Origin of the sequence: Gluconobacter sp. OJA (assembly GCF_039638325.1) — a bacterium.
Taxonomy (GTDB): Bacteria; Pseudomonadota; Alphaproteobacteria; order Acetobacterales; family Acetobacteraceae; genus Gluconobacter; species Gluconobacter cerinus.
The window spans coordinates 743,508-760,962 of record NZ_JBDIWI010000001.1 but is presented as its reverse complement, the minus strand read 5'-3'; the positions used below and the strand labels follow the sequence as shown (position 1 = coordinate 760,962).

At 52.8% G+C, this 17,455-nt stretch carries 14 protein-coding genes, 1 tRNA gene and 1 riboswitch; of the genes, 8 read left to right on the top strand and 7 right to left on the bottom strand.

What is annotated here, in order from left to right:
* Positions 1–2 precede the first annotated feature (2 nt).
* Positions 3–1,319: a voltage-gated chloride channel family protein gene (locus tag ABDK75_RS03510; RefSeq protein WP_346004987.1), complete on the bottom strand. Its 1,317-nt coding sequence runs from the start codon at positions 1,317–1,319 to the stop codon at positions 3–5.
* A 36-nt stretch (positions 1,320–1,355) separates the two neighbouring features.
* Positions 1,356–1,437, bottom strand: a riboswitch (Fluoride riboswitch).
* Positions 1,438–1,543: 106 nt separating this feature from the next.
* The gene (locus ABDK75_RS03505; RefSeq protein ID WP_064275127.1) at positions 1,544–3,928 is read right to left on the bottom strand and encodes a TonB-dependent receptor; all 2,385 of its coding nucleotides are present in this window, start codon (positions 3,926–3,928) and stop codon (positions 1,544–1,546) included.
* A 347-nt stretch (positions 3,929–4,275) separates the two neighbouring features.
* Here ABDK75_RS03505 and ABDK75_RS03500 point away from each other — a divergent pair, with 347 nt between their 5' ends.
* The 4 genes from ABDK75_RS03500 (at position 4,276) to ABDK75_RS03485 (ending at position 8,482) form a co-directional block, all read left to right on the top strand.
* Positions 4,276–5,364 carry a purine nucleoside permease gene (locus ABDK75_RS03500; RefSeq protein WP_346004986.1) on the top strand — a complete coding sequence of 363 codons (1,089 nt, stop codon included), beginning with the start codon at positions 4,276–4,278 and terminating at the stop codon, positions 5,362–5,364.
* 204 nt (positions 5,365–5,568) lie between these two features.
* Positions 5,569–6,048 (top strand): Cys-tRNA(Pro) deacylase, encoded by a 480-nt coding sequence (ybaK, locus tag ABDK75_RS03495; RefSeq protein WP_346004985.1) that lies wholly within the window; start codon positions 5,569–5,571, stop codon positions 6,046–6,048.
* Entirely contained in the window at positions 6,032–7,255 is a 1,224-nt protein-coding gene (locus tag ABDK75_RS03490; protein WP_346004984.1) for a DUF2075 domain-containing protein, read from the top strand. Before ybaK ends, ABDK75_RS03490 begins: the two co-directional genes overlap by 17 nt.
* Before the next feature lie 108 nt (positions 7,256–7,363).
* Positions 7,364–8,482 carry an L-dopachrome tautomerase-related protein gene (locus ABDK75_RS03485; RefSeq protein WP_346004983.1) on the top strand — a complete coding sequence of 373 codons (1,119 nt, stop codon included), beginning with the start codon at positions 7,364–7,366 and terminating at the stop codon, positions 8,480–8,482.
* 118 nt (positions 8,483–8,600) lie between these two features.
* Here the strand turns inward: ABDK75_RS03485 and ABDK75_RS03480 are convergent, their stop codons facing one another.
* Positions 8,601–8,852 carry a hypothetical protein gene (locus ABDK75_RS03480; RefSeq protein WP_086633972.1) on the bottom strand — a complete coding sequence of 84 codons (252 nt, stop codon included), beginning with the start codon at positions 8,850–8,852 and terminating at the stop codon, positions 8,601–8,603.
* A gap of 834 nt (positions 8,853–9,686) precedes the next feature.
* Between ABDK75_RS03480 and ABDK75_RS03475 the strand changes: the two genes are divergently transcribed.
* The gene (locus tag ABDK75_RS03475) at positions 9,687–9,983 is read left to right on the top strand and encodes a hypothetical protein (RefSeq protein WP_346004982.1); all 297 of its coding nucleotides are present in this window, start codon (positions 9,687–9,689) and stop codon (positions 9,981–9,983) included.
* A gap of 18 nt (positions 9,984–10,001) precedes the next feature.
* On the opposite strand, the gene ABDK75_RS03470 is transcribed toward ABDK75_RS03475, so the two are convergent.
* On the bottom strand, positions 10,002–10,667 hold the full coding sequence (locus ABDK75_RS03470; protein ID WP_346004981.1) for a recombinase family protein: 666 nt from the start codon (positions 10,665–10,667) through the stop codon (positions 10,002–10,004).
* Positions 10,668–11,524: 857 nt separating this feature from the next.
* Between ABDK75_RS03470 and ABDK75_RS03465 the strand changes: the two genes are divergently transcribed.
* Together ABDK75_RS03465 and ABDK75_RS03460 are read left to right on the top strand one after the other, a co-directional pair.
* The gene (locus tag ABDK75_RS03465; protein WP_346004980.1) at positions 11,525–11,944 is read left to right on the top strand and encodes a hypothetical protein; all 420 of its coding nucleotides are present in this window, start codon (positions 11,525–11,527) and stop codon (positions 11,942–11,944) included.
* 297 nt (positions 11,945–12,241) lie between these two features.
* Positions 12,242–13,645, top strand: coding sequence for a hypothetical protein (locus tag ABDK75_RS03460; protein WP_346004979.1), 1,404 nt, complete (start codon positions 12,242–12,244; stop codon positions 13,643–13,645).
* Positions 13,646–13,771: 126 nt separating this feature from the next.
* Here the strand turns inward: ABDK75_RS03460 and ABDK75_RS03455 are convergent, their stop codons facing one another.
* The 3 genes from ABDK75_RS03455 to ABDK75_RS03445 all read right to left on the bottom strand — a co-directional run bounded on the left by ABDK75_RS03455 (position 13,772) and on the right by ABDK75_RS03445 (position 16,370).
* Positions 13,772–14,527, bottom strand: coding sequence for a hypothetical protein (locus ABDK75_RS03455; protein ID WP_346004978.1), 756 nt, complete (start codon positions 14,525–14,527; stop codon positions 13,772–13,774).
* Between the two features lie 55 nt (positions 14,528–14,582).
* Positions 14,583–16,154: a hypothetical protein gene (locus tag ABDK75_RS03450; RefSeq protein WP_346004977.1), complete on the bottom strand. Its 1,572-nt coding sequence runs from the start codon at positions 16,152–16,154 to the stop codon at positions 14,583–14,585.
* A 130-nt stretch (positions 16,155–16,284) separates the two neighbouring features.
* A tRNA-Tyr gene (locus tag ABDK75_RS03445) sits at positions 16,285–16,370 on the bottom strand.
* Between the two features lie 70 nt (positions 16,371–16,440).
* Between ABDK75_RS03445 and rlmB the strand changes: the two genes are divergently transcribed.
* Positions 16,441–17,247: a 23S rRNA (guanosine(2251)-2'-O)-methyltransferase RlmB gene (rlmB, locus tag ABDK75_RS03440; protein WP_346004976.1), complete on the top strand. Its 807-nt coding sequence runs from the start codon at positions 16,441–16,443 to the stop codon at positions 17,245–17,247.
* Positions 17,248–17,455: the final 208 nt, after the last annotated feature.

The window sequence follows — 17,455 nt, the reverse complement described above, 5'->3', positions numbered from 1 at the left end:
CATCAACGATTGCAGACATCTCGCAGCGACTGCCCCTGCTCTTTTGAGAAAAGAGCCAGTTTAGGCGTCCCGATCCTTTGGGAAAGATAGATGCCGGTATGGCCGGACACGAGATAAGCGACGAAACAACCAGTCGCGTAATAAATCACATCGGTCGCGCCGAAGAGCTCCACCGCCATGAATGTACAGGCGAGAGGTGTATTGGCTGCCCCGGCAAACACGGCCACAAACCCCACCCCTGCCAGAAGATCAACTGGCACACCCAGCAGAGGAGACAATGCGTTTCCCAAACCCGCCCCGATAAAGAAAAGGGGCGTCACTTCGCCGCCTTTGAAGCCGGTTGCCAATGCGACAAGAGTAAAGACCAATTTCCAGAACCAGCTCCAGGGATAATATCCAGCCCCAAAGAAGTTCAGAATGCTCGCCCCGCCCTCCACATGTGAGACAGTGCCGAGGCCAAGGTAGTCCCGCGTTCCGAGTATCCAGACCAGCAGCAACGTCAGCACGCCACCAATTGCAGGCCGTATCCAGGCTGATGGACAAAGGCGCTGGAAGACGCCTGCCAGGCGATGAACACCGTCCGCAAACGCCCGGCTTGCGAGACCGAAACACACGGCAGCAAAACCGACCTTCACCAGCAAAACGGCGTTGACGTGAAACATCGAACCGTCTGCCGCGGCGATCCCCCGAAAGCCGACATGATAAACGGCATGGTGGATACCCCATGCATGACACGTCCAGTCTGCGACAATCGAGGCCACCGCAACCGGCAACAGAGCCGCATAATCAAGCCGGCCAAGCGTCAGAACTTCCAGTCCGAAAACAGCCCCTGCAACAGGCGTTCCGAAAACGGCACCAAAACCTGCGGCAATCCCCGCCATGAGCAACAGGCGCATGTCCTGCACGTGCAGCCGAAACAGGCGGCCAATTGCAGCAGCAAAGCTTCCTCCGATCTGAACGGCCGTTCCTTCCCGACCAACAGATGCGCCGAAAAGATGACTGACAACCGTTCCAAACAAAACCAAAGGCGCCATGCGGAAAGGGACGCCCCCACCCGGCTTATGAATTTCATCAATAATCAGGTTATTGTCGGCGGCTGATTTCCCGCCAAACCACTGATACAACAGCGCAACGCCCACTCCGGCCAGCGGAAGGCCAAAGATCAGCCAAGGGGCCTCAAACCGTATGTCCGTGGCCTGGTCCAACAACCAGAGAAACAGGGCACAAACAGATCCGACACTTCCGCCAAGCAGCAGAAGCAGAAAGCCCCATCGCAATGTCGTCACAGCCACGCGGGGGAAATTATGGAAAGCAGGCATCGGACGCAATTCTCCTGTCATGCTTCTAAAGAAGCGAGTTTGACAGGAATCATCAGCATCTCGGGGAGGAGAGCGGTTCGACCAGTATGGTCAGGCAGAATCCATTACCGTTGTCGAAATGCTAGCGTTCAAAGCCAGCGCTGTCATCCTCGCAATACAAAAAAAACGGCCCTCCCTGTTTCCAGGAAGAGCCGTCCTTCTCTCAAATGCATATCGCCGCCAGATCAGAACCCGACAGAGATATTCCCCGTCACACTAAAGCGCGGATAGAGGTAATAGGTCGGCGTTCCGCTGGCACTGATCGTGCTGCCGTAAACACCCTTGGCTGCCTTGGCATTGGACACGAGGCTGTAGGCGCCAGTCCGGACGAAATCGCCGCCCAGATTGCTGAAATTCAGCTGGAACTTCGGTGCCTTGAACCGGCCGTAGGAGTTGAAGCGATAACCCAGTGACAGATTGTCCGTCAGATACCCTGGGATTTTCTCGTCATTCATGAACGTCGAATACTGGGACGACACGTAGCTGACGCTGCCATTCGCAAAGAAATGGCCATCATCATACGTCAGGCCCGCACTCGCATGCACATGCGGAGACTGAACGGCCGTCTTGCCCTTGGTCGGCAGCAGATCACTGACCGTCTGACCATTCAGGGTGCCCGTCGTGAGGATATTGGAATCCATCGTGGCGTTCAGATATTCGACGGAAACATACGGGCTGAGATGGTGCCACGGATGTGCTGATATCATGAAGTCAACACCGCGCGCGGTCTGGTTACCCGCGTTAATGGTGGAACTGATGGCCTGATTGTTGATGTAAACGCTCGTGGACAACAGACGGTTGGTAATGGAGTAGTTGAACAGCTCCAGATCCGTCATAAAGTAATCGTTATCAAAGCGCCAGCCGAGTTCTTCCTTGATCGAATACTGCGGCTTCGGGTTGTACGGATTGCCAACATAGCCACCCGTCTGTGCATCATAAACCTGCCCCAGCGATCCCGGATCTGGCATGCGGAAGTCGCCTTCGGCATTCACATAGATCAGATTATGCTGATCAATCCGATAGCTGATGCCAACCTGCGGCAGAGGCACAACCTGGTTCTGCTCGGTGCGGGGCGTTGACGATGCGCCATTGACCGTCCAGCGATTGATCATGGCGACCTTGATGCCGCCATTCAGCGTCAGGCGATCATGCAGGAACTTGGCCGTATTCTGGAAGAACAGCGAATGGATCTTCCACCCGGCATCCCCCTGGTACGGCATATAGCGGGTTCCATTCACATACAGCCCCTTGGAGGTATTGTACGGGAAGTACTGGCTGCCATTGGTCTGCAACACGGAATACATGTTGTTGACCTGATTATCCTGATAATCGAACCAGTATCCCAACTCCATATGATCCCAACTGACCGGATCATAATTCAGCTTCGCCACCGTCCCAGCGTGCGGACGATAAACGCTGTAGTAAGAGGCTGAGGGCACACTGCCGGAAATGGGCGTTCCACCCTGGCCAATGGTCGCGTTACGGCCCGCTCCGCTAAAGAGGCTTCCGTTATAGGTATAGCCACCGTTGTAAACGTAATATGGCTTGAAATCGAAAGAGAATTTCGCCGGCAGATGAATGTGGACAGGCAGCGTTACGAAGACCTGATCCCACATATTGCCATTCAGCATCCCGTATTTTGACGGGTTCGACGGATCATAGCTGGACGAGTAATTATACGTCCCGATCCCGTCTTTCTTGTCATAGAACTGCTTTGCCGTCGGCTTGAGCGGCTCCATCGTGAACTGGTGGTTCCATGAGACAAAGAGGTTGACGGAAGAGCCATCCTCAAAGTCCTTCGCGGCACCGAAATCGAGATGACGACGCTCGTTCGTTCCTGGCCCATTCCAGTTCCGGGCATGTGTATGGGAGAAGGACGCAAACGTGCGGATGCCGGAATTGCCGATGTCACCGCTCTCAACACGAAGGAACTCACGGGACATGTTGTTTGTGCCGTACGAGAAATCCATCAGGCCGCCGAACTTATGAGACGGCGTCATGGTCTGAGAGTCCATGATACCCGCGGCAGCGGACGTTACCGGCAGATCAATGGCAGACGATCCCGGCGTAACGGAGATCATGTTGACGTTTTCAGTATCAACGTTCTGATTCAGGTAATACGCGGTCGCGACAGGCACACCATTCAACAGAATGCCCATGTCTGAATCGGTCAGGCTTCGGCTGTTGATCTTGCCACCAAGAATACCAGAGCTATCGACAGTAGAAACCGTGACGCTGGGCAGGTTCTTGATCATGTCCAGCGCCGTACTGGCTGGGCTCTGCATCTCGATATACTGGCGCGTGACGGTCTGAACCGAGTGCGATGCCATTTCGTGGCGCATCATGCCACCGCCACCATTCAGCGCCTGACGGGACACACGGACAGAAATTGCTTCCGCGTCCTTGGCATCAACAGCCGTGCGATGATGAGCAGGTGCCACATGAGGATGAACTGGCGCAGCATGCTTACCCCGAGCCTGTGAGACCGCAGCATAGGCTGCTGCATCACAAAATACTCCGGCCAGTACAGTGGCTGTCAGCAGTGTGAGACGTCTGGCACCAAAATTCATCTTCACGCGATCCTAAGATGTGTCGTTTTGCGGCAGAAAATATTCAGAACGTCGACCAAAGCAAGTCGGGCTAAGAACTTACTGATCCTATATTTTGAATTTTATTATGGTTTTTTATCGTATGTGTCTTTTAAATCACACATATAGACAATATATATTTTGATATAATTTATTTATACAGCAGTAAATTCTCAAATATTCCAATATATACTTTAAAATATTACTGTACCTACAAATAGCATCAATCTGTTGCCTATAATAGAACACCTATCGGAGATGAATATTTCTTTTCGATATCTTTCCTGTATGGTGTCCTCATTATGAGAGCGGAACGACGGTAGAAATACATGAAACTTATCTCTTTTGTGCAACAAATCATGCCACCCGCCTTTTCCATGGGCTGCCTGGCAGCACTCGCACTCACAACAGCGCCGGCCAAAGCCAAAGAACAGCCTTGGGATATCCGCGCCGTCGTACTCACCACATACGAAATTGGTGAAGATACCGGAGACCGGGCAGGAGAATTCCAGCCCTGGATCGAAGGAGAGCATCTCACAGAGAAGGTTCCGTTCCCTCTCGGCATTCATCCGATCTACACGGATGCGCAACATCATCTGTTAGTCGTCGTAACGGGAACACCGATTGCCTCGGCAACGACATCCGTCATGGCCCTCGCAACGGATCCGAGATTCGATCTGCGCCATGCTTACTGGATGGTGGATGGTATTTCCGGCTTTGACCCCACCGTCGCGTCCGTCGGTTCAGTTTCAATCGCGGACTATGTGGTTGGAGACATCACGCGTTACATCGACAAGCGGGAAGCTCCGAAAGAATGGCCATACGGCTATTTCATGATCACCGCTCAGAAGCCCAATCAATACGCTCTGTCGGGCGGGGATGCGCCCGATGGCAGCATTCAGCACAATAATGCATTCCAGCTAAATTCTTCTCTGGTGCACTGGGCTTATGACCTGACCCAGACCGTCACACTGTCTGATCCTCCGCAACTCGAAGCCCAGCGCAAGCTCTACAAACCAACCGACATCGCTGCTGGACGCCCAGCTGTCGTGACGGGCGGAGACTTCGGCTCGGATACCTTCTGGCATGGCAAGATTATGACCGGTTTTGCTCGGGACTGGGTACATCTTCTCACACAGGGCAAGAGCCATTTTGTGTCCAGTGACATGGAAGACTCTGGCATTCTCGAAGCCCTGACACGCCTTGGGCAGGCCGGTCGCGTGGACAGCAGCCGTGTTCTGGTTCTTCGCAGCGCCTCAAATTACACTGAGCAGCCTCACGGCATGACAGCCGTCCAATCCATGAACAGCGGCTATGACGGAGAAAAGGTAGCCTTGGATAATGGATACCGTGTGGGCTCCCGCATCATTCATGAACTGCTGCAACACTGGGACAAATTCGGCACCCAAACGCCCTGAAGAAGCCTCACCTTCTGTTGCTGGCATAATATTGCGAAGTCTTGCTGAAGGGTTCATACAGCATGTCAGACTCTCTTTTCCGTGAGGGAGCCTGACACAGAAGCGCCTATCCGCTTCAGCCGCCGACCGGACATGTTTATCGATTGATCGTGCCCCCTTTGACGGCTCCTGCAAGGTGCTTCGCGGCCAGACAGGGGATCACACATGAGCCGAGAAACCAGCGCCACTCTTTTTCTTGAAAAACAGGGCGTGCCGTTCAGTCTGCATGACTACGAATACAATCCGAATGGCGGCCTGATCGGCATGCAGGCGGCTGATGCCATCGGCGCTGATCCAGGCAGTGTGCTCAAAACCCTCGTTGTCGAAATCGACAAGAAACAGCCAGTCTGTGTCGTGGCCCCCGCTCATCAGAAGCTGAATTTGAAGAAGGTCGCAGCCTTATTCGGCGGCCGGAACGCAAGAATGATGAATCCGGAAAAGGCCCACGAACTGACAGGCTATCAATCCGGCGGGACAAGCCCCTTCGGCCAGACCACATCTATTCCCGTTGTCCTGTCTCAGGATGCCATGGGACAGGAAGCCGTCTACATCAACGCTGGCCATCAAGGGTTCGTGGTGCGCATTTCCCCCGCAGACGCTCAGCGTATCACCGATGCCAAGGTGGCCGATGTTGCCGCAGACTGAGACGCCCTCTTCAGCACAAACAAACGCCGCAGTCACAAAATTTTCCCTGTCGCGTCACTTGTCCGCTGAGCAGAAAGATCTTTTAAACGAGGTCCTCTCGTTCTGCTCCGCGCATCTGTCAGATCAGAGCGCGCTCCTCATCATTGAAGGCGCTGCCGGCACAGGGAAGAGCGTTGTCCTCAACGCAATTTTCAATGCAATTCAGACACGCGCACGCTCAAAGAACCCAGATGATCCCATGACGGGCACCCGCAACATGCTGCTGGTCAATCATCCGGAAATGCTGAAGCTTTACCGTAATGTCGCTGCGGAGACGCCAACTCTTCGCAAGGCCGATTTCGACAGACCTACGACGTTCATCAACCGCCTGCACAAAACCAATCAGACGGCAGACATTGTTCTGGTCGATGAAGCCCATCTGCTTCTCACCCGGGCTGACCGATACAATCATTTCCAGCAACAAAACCATCTCGAAGAAATTCTGGCGTTGGCCCGCGTAGTCGTTGTGGTGTTTGACCCGTTACAGGTGCTGAAATTCAAGAGTCACTGGTCTGCGGATCTGCTTGATCGTTTCAAAACGGGTCGGGCAACCCAGACCCTGCACTTAACCACGCAATTTCGCGTCGAAGCGGGTCCAGAAGTCCGGCATTGGCTGGACCAACTTGCAGCGGGACACGTGGGAAGGCGCCCTAAAGACCCAGACTTTGATCTGCGCGTTTATGACGACTGCGCCCAGCTTTACGATGATCTGAAAGAGCGGAATAACGAAGTCGGCCTATGCCGTCTGCTCTCAACTTACGACTACCCTTATCGGCTGGATGGAGAAGACCACTTCATCAAAGAAGGACGTTTCCGCCTGCGATGGGATCGCTCCAAACCCGATGAAAAGCTTCCTTGGGCTGAACGCCCCGATACGATCGACGAAGTCGGCTCGGTCTATACAATCCAGGGCTTTGACCTGAACTATGCTGGCGTCATTCTAGGCCCTTCTCTGTCGTATGATGCTCAGACTGACAGTATCCGCGTCGATCCGACCCGCTACGAAGACAGTGCTGCCTTTCAGGGACAGAGCGGAATTGTTGCTCCCCAGATGGCGAAAGAACGCATCATTCTGAATGCGCTGAATGTCCTGCTCACCCGCGGGATGAAAGGTCTTTACCTATACGCGCATGACCCTGCGCTTCGAGAGCGACTACGCAACAGCTAGGGCCAGCCTGCTGCATGATAACTTTCCAGCCTGGAACTTTAACGCTCAACTTAACTTGAATTGTTACCCGCACAGCGTTCTGATCCAGTGCGGCAAGGAGATTGGTTCATGACACTTCGCTATCCAGCCCTTCTTGCCGCACTTGTTGGCGCCCCATTAATTGCTTCCACTGCCCACGCTGCGGAAACAACAGACAAAGGTTTCACAGCCTCCGGAAACGTTGAAATCATCGGGCGCTTTACCGATGCGCAGCCCTCCGGCATTGCCGCACTGCCAGATGGCCGGCTCGTCCTTGGCTTTCCCCGGAGCGTCAAAGACCATTCCGGGCCACGTCTCGCCACATATGCTGACGGCCACCTGACGCCGTTCCCAAATGCCGAAACACAACAGGATTTCGTGTCCCCTCTCGGCATGACCGTTGATGCAAAAGAACACTTCTGGGTGCTCGATGAAGGAATGCTGGCAGGCAAAGGAACGATCACAGGCACGCAAAAGCTGTTTGAAATCGATCCTACGACCAACAAGGTTCTGAACGTTCTGACCCTGTCGGCGCCAACTCTTTTGCCAGACAGTCACGTCAATGACGTTCGGATTGACCTGACACATGGAAAGTCTGGGACCGCGTTTATTACTGACACTTCGACAAGCACCCATCCGGCGCTGATCGTCGTGGATCTTGCTTCCGGGCACCAGCGCCGCATTCTGGCCAATACGAAACCCGTCATGCCCGAGAACGGTTTTGTCGCTGTCATGGATGGCAGAGCAGCCCGGTACAATCCAACCAAAGCTGAAATGCCCCAAGGGGGCGCCAATGGCATTGGCCTCAGCCCAGATCAGCAAACGCTCTATTGGCAACCGCAGACAAGCCGTCGCCTCTATGCGGCGCCCACGTCAGTTCTGTCTGACTGGAAAGCCACAGAAAAGCGCATCGAAGCCTCCGTCCTCGATAAAGGAGAAAGCGGGATGGGAGACGGCATGGCAACCGGACCTGACGGCTCTCTCTACATTACCGATGACGAACGCCACGCAATCCTGAAGCATGCTCCTGATGGCACATTATCAGTCGTGGCCCATGATCCGCGTATGATTGAACCAGATGGCCTGACCTACGGAAAAGACGGCCTGTACTGCACAATCGGACAATGGGCGCGGTTGCCAGACTTCCACAATGGAAAAGACATGCAGGAATTACCGTATATTGTCGTAAAAATCACTTTGCCTAAGTAACTCTTAATCCCGGGGCCGCATCCAAATGAAACACTGGGCTCTGCGGCACCGGCCTACTCGTTTTCCGGAAGCATAATGCGCCGGGATAGAGCTTATATTTGAGCAGTGGATGGAACAGCTATTCGCCTTTCCATCGCCACTTCCATCCGCCTTCCGTTTTAGCCGAGCAAATCCAAAGCAGTCCGACGACCGACACAAGATCCACGATAAGGGAAATAATAAAAACGGGCACGCTTTTGGCCCACATCATGATCATATTGCTCAGAAGGATCGTGCCAATAGACACAAGAATGGTCACACGTCCTTCCCATGTTATTGCGCGCCCTGCTCCATAACCATATTGCTTCGCCGCAAACCAAGGTCTTTCCATGACTGGCGCCCCCCTAAAAGAATATCCCGTGAAAAATTGAGGGTTCGCAGCGGCACACGTCAAGGCGAACGGCCTGTGTCACACAAATTTCGCAAGACCGCAGAAAATACTCGCAAACAATACCGGCAGAAGAAACCGGCCGATGCGGACTTTAAAGTCCGATATGCAGGTTCAAACCAGCGGCGCTTAAAAAACTCAATAATGCTACTCTGAATGTTGCTCTCAGCGACTAACCCGGCACTTGGATTTCATCGTCATGATGAAATGTGCAGTTGAGCGATTCAATGTGCGGTCTTTCGCACAGATCAACCCTTGACGCAGCTATACCGCCGACAGAGCCTACGCACAGCGAGAACTGAGTGAGGTCCCACGCTGAAAAATAATTGATTTTCTTGGAAGAAAAGACCTGGTGGAGAGAGTTGGACTTTCCACAAATCTGTTATTTTCCGCAGAAAACTGCCAAAAAACCAGTGACACTCGCAAGTTAACTCAACGTCACTGACGTTCGATCCTGCTTTAGTCACGACATAACGGAGCCTTAGAGTTTCCTCAAGGAAATCCTTATGAGGCCCGATTTTCTTTAGTGACGCTCATGCTCCCACTGACAAATAAGTCAAACGTGCATGTCTCGTGCTTTTTAGTGACACACCGATTTAGCGAAGCTTGTTACTCGCCAAAATATTGCATGAAGCTGAGTGCTAGACGGCCTAGCCTATTCCCGAAAACTCCTCTCCAACTTAGGATGAGCGCAAAAAGAAATTTATAGCCAATTGTTTGGACGGTCCGAACATTTTGGAGTATTCGGCGGCTCTATAAAATTGGAAAGAAAATACCATGCCTTGGAAAAGAGTCCGAGTTGTCGAAATTCGCCGCACAGAAACCGGCTATACAGATGAGACTGTAGAACGGGAGAAATCTACAGGTCGTTTTGGGGTCTGGCTACCAACTAAAGACGTACCCATCGGCATTGAATCCAATGAAACACCCTGCAAAAGAGAAGTAGATAGCTTAGAAGAAGTTGCCGACCTGCTAAGAAAAGGATGGCGCGTAAGTGTACTAACCGGAAAAAATCGCCGGTCTATCATTTCTCCTGAAAGCCTCGAAATAGTAGAAACGTTTCGCCTTAAGTAAGTGCGTTTCTACAAGCGTTCAACTTATTAAGACGCGTGACACAGTAGCAGCGGTCCACGTCCCACCTTTGGAAGTCTTGATGCCCAGCTCTGTCATACGCTCTGCAATCTGGCGAAGGCTCATGCCCTCCTCCCGTAGCCCGGCGACCATTGGACCAATGCTTGCACGGAACGCTTCAGCAGCTTTCTGACGTGCTTCTATGGACAGCCGATAATCCACCTTACGAGCGCCGGGCCGATAACCACCCAACTTCTGGCCCCGAGCCTTTGCTTCAGCAAGAGCGGCCTTGGTCCGTGCTGAGATAGCTTCTCGCTCCTGCTGGGCGACCAGAGCCATAATCCCAACTGTCAGGCGGTTAGCGTTGGGCATGTCCGCTGCAATGAAGTCTATGCCAGCCTTTTCCAGTCCAAGAAGGAAATGAGCATCTCGGGAAAGTCTGTCCAGTTTTGCAATCAGCAAGACGGCACCCGTCAGACGGCAACGCTCCATTGCCTCGGAAAGCTTGGGCCGTTCGTTATTCTTCCCGCTCTCAATCTCCGTGAAGGATGCAAGCTCCCGTCCGCCTGTCTGGGCCACATGGAGCGCAACGGCCCTCTGCTGGGCCTCGATACCAAGCCCTGAAGCACCCTGACGAGTTGTGGAGACGCGGAAGTAGCTGATGAAGAGTGGGGCCGTGGTAGTCATGTCGTCCTGCGTTCGCTGAATGTGAACCGTCGTTGACATTGGTGATACATGTTTGGCGCCAGCATGACTCTTGCAGTTTCGGAATCCCGACGATTCCTAAAACGCATAGCTTCGGCCAAGTCCCGCAAACCTGATTTTCCATCTCAGAGCTGATTCAAGCCTGCACAAATGAGGCAGACGGAAGGACACCTTTTGCTTTGGCAGGAAACGGGAGTCCCAACGGGCCACCGCGAGGGCATGACGAAGTTCCGGGTTCGGTTCCAATTCGGGGCCTAAACCCCGCGTTGTTTTGTTGTTCGATCCAGACGAGCGGCGTGGACATTTTTTGAGGCTCACGGGTCCCATTTTAGGCACCAATGCGAAGCCGAAACGTAACAAGCAACAAACCCCAGAAAATAGCCAAAAATTGAGATTTTCTGGATATAAAGCCCATCTCAGAGAAACTGCCCTGCCCACGGTCCATAGAGATGATCGCGGACTACAGGTCCAGTTCTGCCATTCAGAAATCTACCCCATCCCCAAAACAGCATAAAGGAAACCTAATGCACCCAGACATGGGCACGCTCGCCCATACTCTAACGGCCAGCCAGCATGGCTTTCGTCCGTTCCTACCAGATTATCCGTCTGAAGGATGGACACGGCTCTCCGAACCTGAGGCATCCTTTTCAGAAAGAGTTGAGGAGCCCAGCGCCGAAAGTTCAGGACGCAAAAGGCCGGGACGAGCGCGGACACCCGCTTTCGACCGCCTTATGGCTACTGCACAAAGGACCAGCATACCAAAGCACATGCCTCACCTCGGCCCTTGCTTGGTACGACCAAGGGCATCGCTAGACAGATACGGTTATGACCGCATCAGCATGTTCGTCCGCGATAAAGACGGCACTGAGCGCATGAAAACAGTTCCGGCTCACAGGTTCATGTATGAGCATTACCATAATGTTTCGCTCACACCAGAACAGAATGCCCTTCATCGCTGCGATAACCGGGCTTGCATCGACCCCTGCCATCTCGAAGTGGGCACCCATGCACAGAACATGGAGGATATGGCGGAGAAAGGAAGGTCCCGGACAGGGAACCGGATTAGTCCTGTCATGCGATCCACCATCCACAAGATGCATGAGGAAAGACACAGCATGAAGGCGATTGCTCGCGTTCTCAATACCAGTCTGGGGTCTGTGAAGCGCATCCTGAAAGCTATCAGGCAGGAACATACGGCTACCCATGAACCTCAGGGGCAAGGCTTTCTGTTTCAGGACACACCAGTTCTGCTTTCCTGAGCTGGCCCTTCAGGACGCACTGAAAGCACCCATATCCTCGGTGTGGTGGCAGACCACATGAACAGGACGCCTCATAGTTCCTTCTTGGTAGTCCTGCTCTCCATGTCCTGATGCATGGTCTCTTCTAATGGTGGAGGTGGTATTGTCTTCTATGACTGCCATCTCCTTCACCTGCCTCCATCATCATTAACATCATCTCATATGTATGATGCCCTATTAAAGAAGACTTGCTTGCCATCAACGAACAGGACCTCTACATGGAATCCCTATAGGGTATAAGGTGAAAGGTTTCGGACATTGGGCGATGGCCTGACAAACACACACGCAAGAGAACAGCGCCCGTTCTCTCCTCCATCCCCCCAGCATGACCCTGCCGATCTGGAAGCCGCACACTGGCTCTCTCTAGGCCGCATTCCGGACACTGAAGCTGCCCATGCGCTCGTGGCCCGCATTGCGGAAGACATTCGTCCCCACCTCGGCAGCCGCACCAAAGCCGCTCTAGGAAATCGTGACAAAGGCAAGGAAAGGCGTCTCCGTGAGACAGGGATTATCCTCGCAGGGCTCCTGAGAAGAGGTCTGAAAGGCCACTGGTCAGCTGTCAATGAAAGCCCCAGCACATGGTTCTGGAAGGCATCCCGTAAGCTGCCCGTGAAGCACACAGCCTTTCAGACCAAGGTCGATGCAATGCAAACGCTGGGCTTGCTAGACCATGTTCCCGGCAAGAGCTTCAAAGGTGCCTTTGGGGATTATCAGGGCCATGCTGCCCGTCTGCGTCCGTCCAAGAAACTGCTTGAACTCGCGGAGCAGTACGGATGCCTTTCACAAACCGCTGCACAGGATTGGAAGTTGGTAAACCCTGCCCCTGTTGAACGCATGGCGACTCATGAACTGCTGTCCTTCACAACTATTCCGCGCAAAAGAAACGGACGGATAGACCCTGCCAGCAGAAGCAAAATGGACATCCCAGCTGGCTGTGAGGACCTTCAAGTGTTCATGAAGGCCCTGACAAGCTCCTTTGCTGATGTCGTATTCACAGGATGTGCGGAACCTGTATTTCAAGCCCGTTTCAGTGGAGTGAGAGAGTTTGGTGGCCGCATCTATGCCCAAGGCCCAGACAACTATCAAAACGGCATCAGCAAAGACGAACGCCAACGCATTACCATCAATGGCGAACCTGTAGCAGAGCTGGACCTGTCCGCATCGTTCCTGTCCATCGCCTTGGCTCTTCTGGACCAACCTGCTCCTGAGGGCGATCCTTATGCGCTTCCGGGACTGGAAGAAGCTCACCGCACCGCCATCAAACAGTGGTTTGTCGTCTTCTGGCAGACCGGAAAAGCGCCCAACAAATGGTCCGACAAGACGCCTCAGACCATCCGTGACAGCATCCCGCCCACGGACATTACAGGCCCGGCGTTCGAGCGCTATCCGGCCCTGAAGGACATCAAATCCATCGTTCCGGAAGCCCTGCTAAAGAGCGTCGAGAAACCCATGAGAAGCTGGGCCGTAGGGCAATATCTGACAGGCGCGGAAGCGGACATCATGCGGAAGGCTATGAGTTCCATCATGGAAACAGGCGGCATTGTCCTGCCCGTACATGACAGCCTTATCGTGCCCCGCTCACAGATGGAAATTGCCCGAGAGGCTATGAAGGATGCCTGTGTGGATCGACTAGACCGACAAATCAGGATGGAAACCCAATAAGATGGCTCAACCGAAAACCAAATGGTGGCTTGAAGCAGCCGAAAACCGCTTCTGGCAAGTCGGGGTTAAAATGGCGACCGTCGAAGCAAGACACGCCAATTACGTACTGAACATCAAAACTCGGTTTCAATCTATGAATGTCTGGAAATTAGGCCGGAAAATATAACGGCTCGGAACGTAGGGCACAGCATGAGAGATCGGAATGCGAGGATCACGGCTCAACGGCAACATCACGCTAACTGAACGATAGCCCGCATTACAAAATGGTTGCCCATCACCTCGCAAAGTCACCCAAAATGGTCTTGACCAATACAAATCTGGAACAGACTCAGCTTTTTCGGGCACCCCACCTGCTAGTAACATTTGACTTCGAATAGGGAATTCCGAACAAAATTTGTTCACAAAAAGAAACTGACGGCGCATAATAGCACCAGACAAAATCAGAACAACTGAATAACCATATAATTTAAACAACCCCAAATATGATACAACACAAGAAGCAATCAAATGTCTACTTGATCTTAGCTTGTTGGTTGAATATTTTATGGTGTCTGAAATTGCCTTGTCGTAATGAGAACCTTTCCACCCATTACATCCATTTTCAGCTAATTTATTTCCCCTGATTTTCAGTGGTTTTTTACATGTTAAGGTTAAACCCGCTCTCTCATTTTGTGTGTATCTTTTACGGATTTCAGCTGGATCACATCTAAGAGCCTGCTTAGGCAAAATATGTTCCAAACTAAAATCTTGAAAAGGTAATAACCTACCACACAATGGACAAATAAGCCGCTCATCGCCCTTTAACGACGGCACGAGAGATATGAGATCACTCCTCATTTCTGCCCAAAGCCTGCGTCTGATATCTGGTTCGTCAATATTCATATAATGACATTATCTAATGGTATTAATATCGTCCATGAAAATGGTTTTGCCATCGCTAATCTACGCTTTGGCGAGGCTTTGCGTAGCAATCTAATGTATAGATAATCGCCTCAGGTGTCCCCTTCTCCACAATGCCAAGCACAGCCCGACTGTACAGGTCCCATCCAAGGTCCTTAGCGGCATAAGTATTCGAGCCCAGCGCCATGGGTTTGTGTCCGATAAGATGATCTCGCACCAGTTCAGAGCACTCGGACACCCCATTGGCCAAAGCCGTTGCCATGAAGGTAGCGAAGCATCGCCTAAAGCTATGGAAGTTCACCTCACCATCCGTCTCTCTCCCAAGAACGTCTCTCCGGAAATCCGTGAAGCGTTGGGAAAAGAAATGACTACGCTTCATTCCTGTTCCTCCCGGCTTGCACTCAGGGAACAATGAAGCGTCAACATTCCCCTCCCCGGCTTCCTTGAGGCGTCTGGCAATAATTGGCTGCACAAGAGGATGGAGCGGTATGCGTCTGACAGAGTTCTTTGTCTTGGCTTCATCATCGGTCACTTGGATGCCCCAGAGTTCCCCTTCAGTCCCGTCTTGGTTGAGAACTCGCCCAACGGTTAGCGAAGCAAGTTCATTCTGTCTTGCACCAGTCAGCAAAGCGAGGCGCATCAGGTCACGGATAGCCGGCCCCCACGCCCATCTGCGTTTCTCATCAGGGTCCGCCCGCAGGAGAAGGACCAGTTCATCTTCGTTGAAGGGCCTGACCTCAGACTTCTTCTTGCCAGCTTTTCGCTTGAGGCCAGCGGTCGCGCCCTGCCATGGGTTTGGGCCTTTCAGAATGTGCTTCTGGATAGCAAACGCCCATAAACCTTTAAGCGATGATATGCGGCAACTGACTGTCTTTGCACTCAATCCGCGTTCGTTCAGGAGCCACTCAGAAAAGCCTCCCAAGACCACCTCAGGCACATCCTCGACAATCTGAGCGCGAAGGAAGTTCATGAGGTTTTCAGGTTCCTCACGGTCCTGAGAATGAGCCAGATAGCGAGAGAAGAGATTAAACGCGGCCTGATCCAACGATATGGCGGAATGACCCACATCGCTCTCCCGGTCCTTCATCCAACGGTCCATCACCAGAGCGAACGGTGTACGGACACCCATTGCTATCTCCCGGAAGCGGGCCTGATACTCTGCCCCGTCCTTTCCCGCATGGTCGAGCTTATGCGTCCTGCCTTCCAGAAAGCAGTCCATGCCCTCCACAACGCGATCTCTTGGGCTTTCTGAGATGCCGGTATGCTCGTCATAGAAGTCATCACCATCAGAAGCAGACGCGATCTTTCGCCGGGCCTCCAATGCCTCAGTCAGCATCAGTTCCTCGTTCAGCCAATCCGGCACATCAACCCCATGAAGAGGTGCCAGCCCTACATCCACCAGCTTCCTGTTTAGTTGCTTTCTGATTGCCTCAAGAGCGGCATCACGAAGCCTCAGGGCATCTTTATGCGTGCGTGTCTGGAGCGATTTGAGGATGTCTTTTCGGATTCCCGTCCGGGAACCAAGCACCTTGCCAGCATCCTGCCAGCGGTCTTTCGGGATGATGAAGCGGACATAATAGAGTCCATCCCGATTGGTTAGATTAGCCATATCCATGCCGCCTTCTATCAACGAAGGCAGGACCGAGCCATAGCATCAAGGTGACGCTAGACCAGTGACGCAGCGTTAACGTGACGCTGACTTTGGCTAAGTACTTGTTTTTCTTAGGAAAAAGAGGACCTGGTGGAGAGAGTTGGATTCGAACCAACGTAGGCGTACGCCAGCGGATTTACAGTCCGCCCCCTTTAGCCACTCGGGCACCTCTCCGGGTCGGCGGTTGGAATATGGCGGATGAACGGCTATGTCAATCGCCTATCGTCGATTATATGATTTTTTCATGTCCAGACGACCAAACTCCCGATCCGCCGCCCCGTCCCACTCTGGGGACAGAGGCCCTCAACGTTCCGGCAATGCCGAGCGCTCCTCCCGTTCAGGCAAACCTGCCTCCGGATACTGGATCTATGGCCACCATGCCATAGAAGCCGCACTCAACAATCCCGACCGAACCATTCTCGAGTTTCTCGCAACCCGAGAAGCAGCATCATCGTTCAGTCAGTCTCTCCGTGCCCAACCCCAGATCGTTGACCGCGAACGACTGGATCGCCTGTGTGAGCGTGATGCCGTTCATCAGGGCGTCTGCCTGCGGGTCGAAGCCCTTGAACCGCCAACCATTCATGAAGCACTTGAACGGCCCGGCCCAATTCTTGTGCTGGATCAGGTGACAGATCCTCGGAACATCGGCGCCATCTTACGCTCCGCTGCCGCATTCGGCGCCTGCGCGCTGCTTGTTCAGGATCGCAATACCCCGCAGGAAAGCGGTGCCATGGCCAAGGCGGCATCAGGCGCACTGGATCTTGTTCCCATCATCCGGGAAGTGAACCTGTCGCGCGCGCTCGCAACCCTTCAGTCGCAGGACGTCTGGGTTGTCGGACTGGACGCAGGCGGATCAAAGCTCGACGGAAGCAGCTTTGGTACGCGCCGTGTTGCTCTGGTTCTTGGTGCAGAAGGTGCAGGACTACGCAGACTGACTCGGGAAACCTGTGATGAGATTTCCAGCGTTTATATGCCTGGGAACATGGAAAGCCTGAACGTGTCCAATGCAGCGGCTGTTGCTCTGTATGAACTGGCACGTCCTCAGAACTAACAGGATTGCTCCGAAAATAACCTATAAAAATCAATCAGTAAGAGATCATCGACATCCTTACTGATTGATCGGGCCAAAGATAATATTTGTTACCTAATTGATAACGAATAATGTATTTTAACGAATTTGGCCACTTTCTAATCACGATCCTGTGAAAATGCCTCATTATCGTCAAATTTCATCACATTAAGGTTTGCATTAATAAATT

Excerpts from the sequence above, each read along its gene's own strand:
- ABDK75_RS03510 (WP_346004987.1), bottom strand. The coding sequence starts at position 1,319 with ATGCCTGCTTTCCATAATTTCCCCCGCGTGGCTGTGACGACATTGCGA.
- ABDK75_RS03505 (WP_064275127.1), bottom strand. The coding sequence starts at position 3,928 with ATGAATTTTGGTGCCAGACGTCTCACACTGCTGACAGCCACTGTACTG.
- ABDK75_RS03500 (WP_346004986.1), top strand. The coding sequence starts at position 4,276 with ATGAAACTTATCTCTTTTGTGCAACAAATCATGCCACCCGCCTTTTCC.
- ybaK (WP_346004985.1), top strand. The coding sequence starts at position 5,569 with ATGAGCCGAGAAACCAGCGCCACTCTTTTTCTTGAAAAACAGGGCGTG.
- ABDK75_RS03490 (WP_346004984.1), top strand. The coding sequence starts at position 6,032 with ATGTTGCCGCAGACTGAGACGCCCTCTTCAGCACAAACAAACGCCGCA.
- ABDK75_RS03485 (WP_346004983.1), top strand. The coding sequence starts at position 7,364 with ATGACACTTCGCTATCCAGCCCTTCTTGCCGCACTTGTTGGCGCCCCA.
- ABDK75_RS03480 (WP_086633972.1), bottom strand. The coding sequence starts at position 8,852 with ATGGAAAGACCTTGGTTTGCGGCGAAGCAATATGGTTATGGAGCAGGG.
- ABDK75_RS03475 (WP_346004982.1), top strand. The coding sequence starts at position 9,687 with ATGCCTTGGAAAAGAGTCCGAGTTGTCGAAATTCGCCGCACAGAAACC.
- ABDK75_RS03470 (WP_346004981.1), bottom strand. The coding sequence starts at position 10,667 with ATGACTACCACGGCCCCACTCTTCATCAGCTACTTCCGCGTCTCCACA.
- ABDK75_RS03465 (WP_346004980.1), top strand. The coding sequence starts at position 11,525 with ATGTTCGTCCGCGATAAAGACGGCACTGAGCGCATGAAAACAGTTCCG.
- ABDK75_RS03455 (WP_346004978.1), bottom strand. The coding sequence starts at position 14,527 with ATGAATATTGACGAACCAGATATCAGACGCAGGCTTTGGGCAGAAATG.
- ABDK75_RS03450 (WP_346004977.1), bottom strand. The coding sequence starts at position 16,154 with ATGGCTAATCTAACCAATCGGGATGGACTCTATTATGTCCGCTTCATC.
- rlmB (WP_346004976.1), top strand. The coding sequence starts at position 16,441 with ATGTCCAGACGACCAAACTCCCGATCCGCCGCCCCGTCCCACTCTGGG.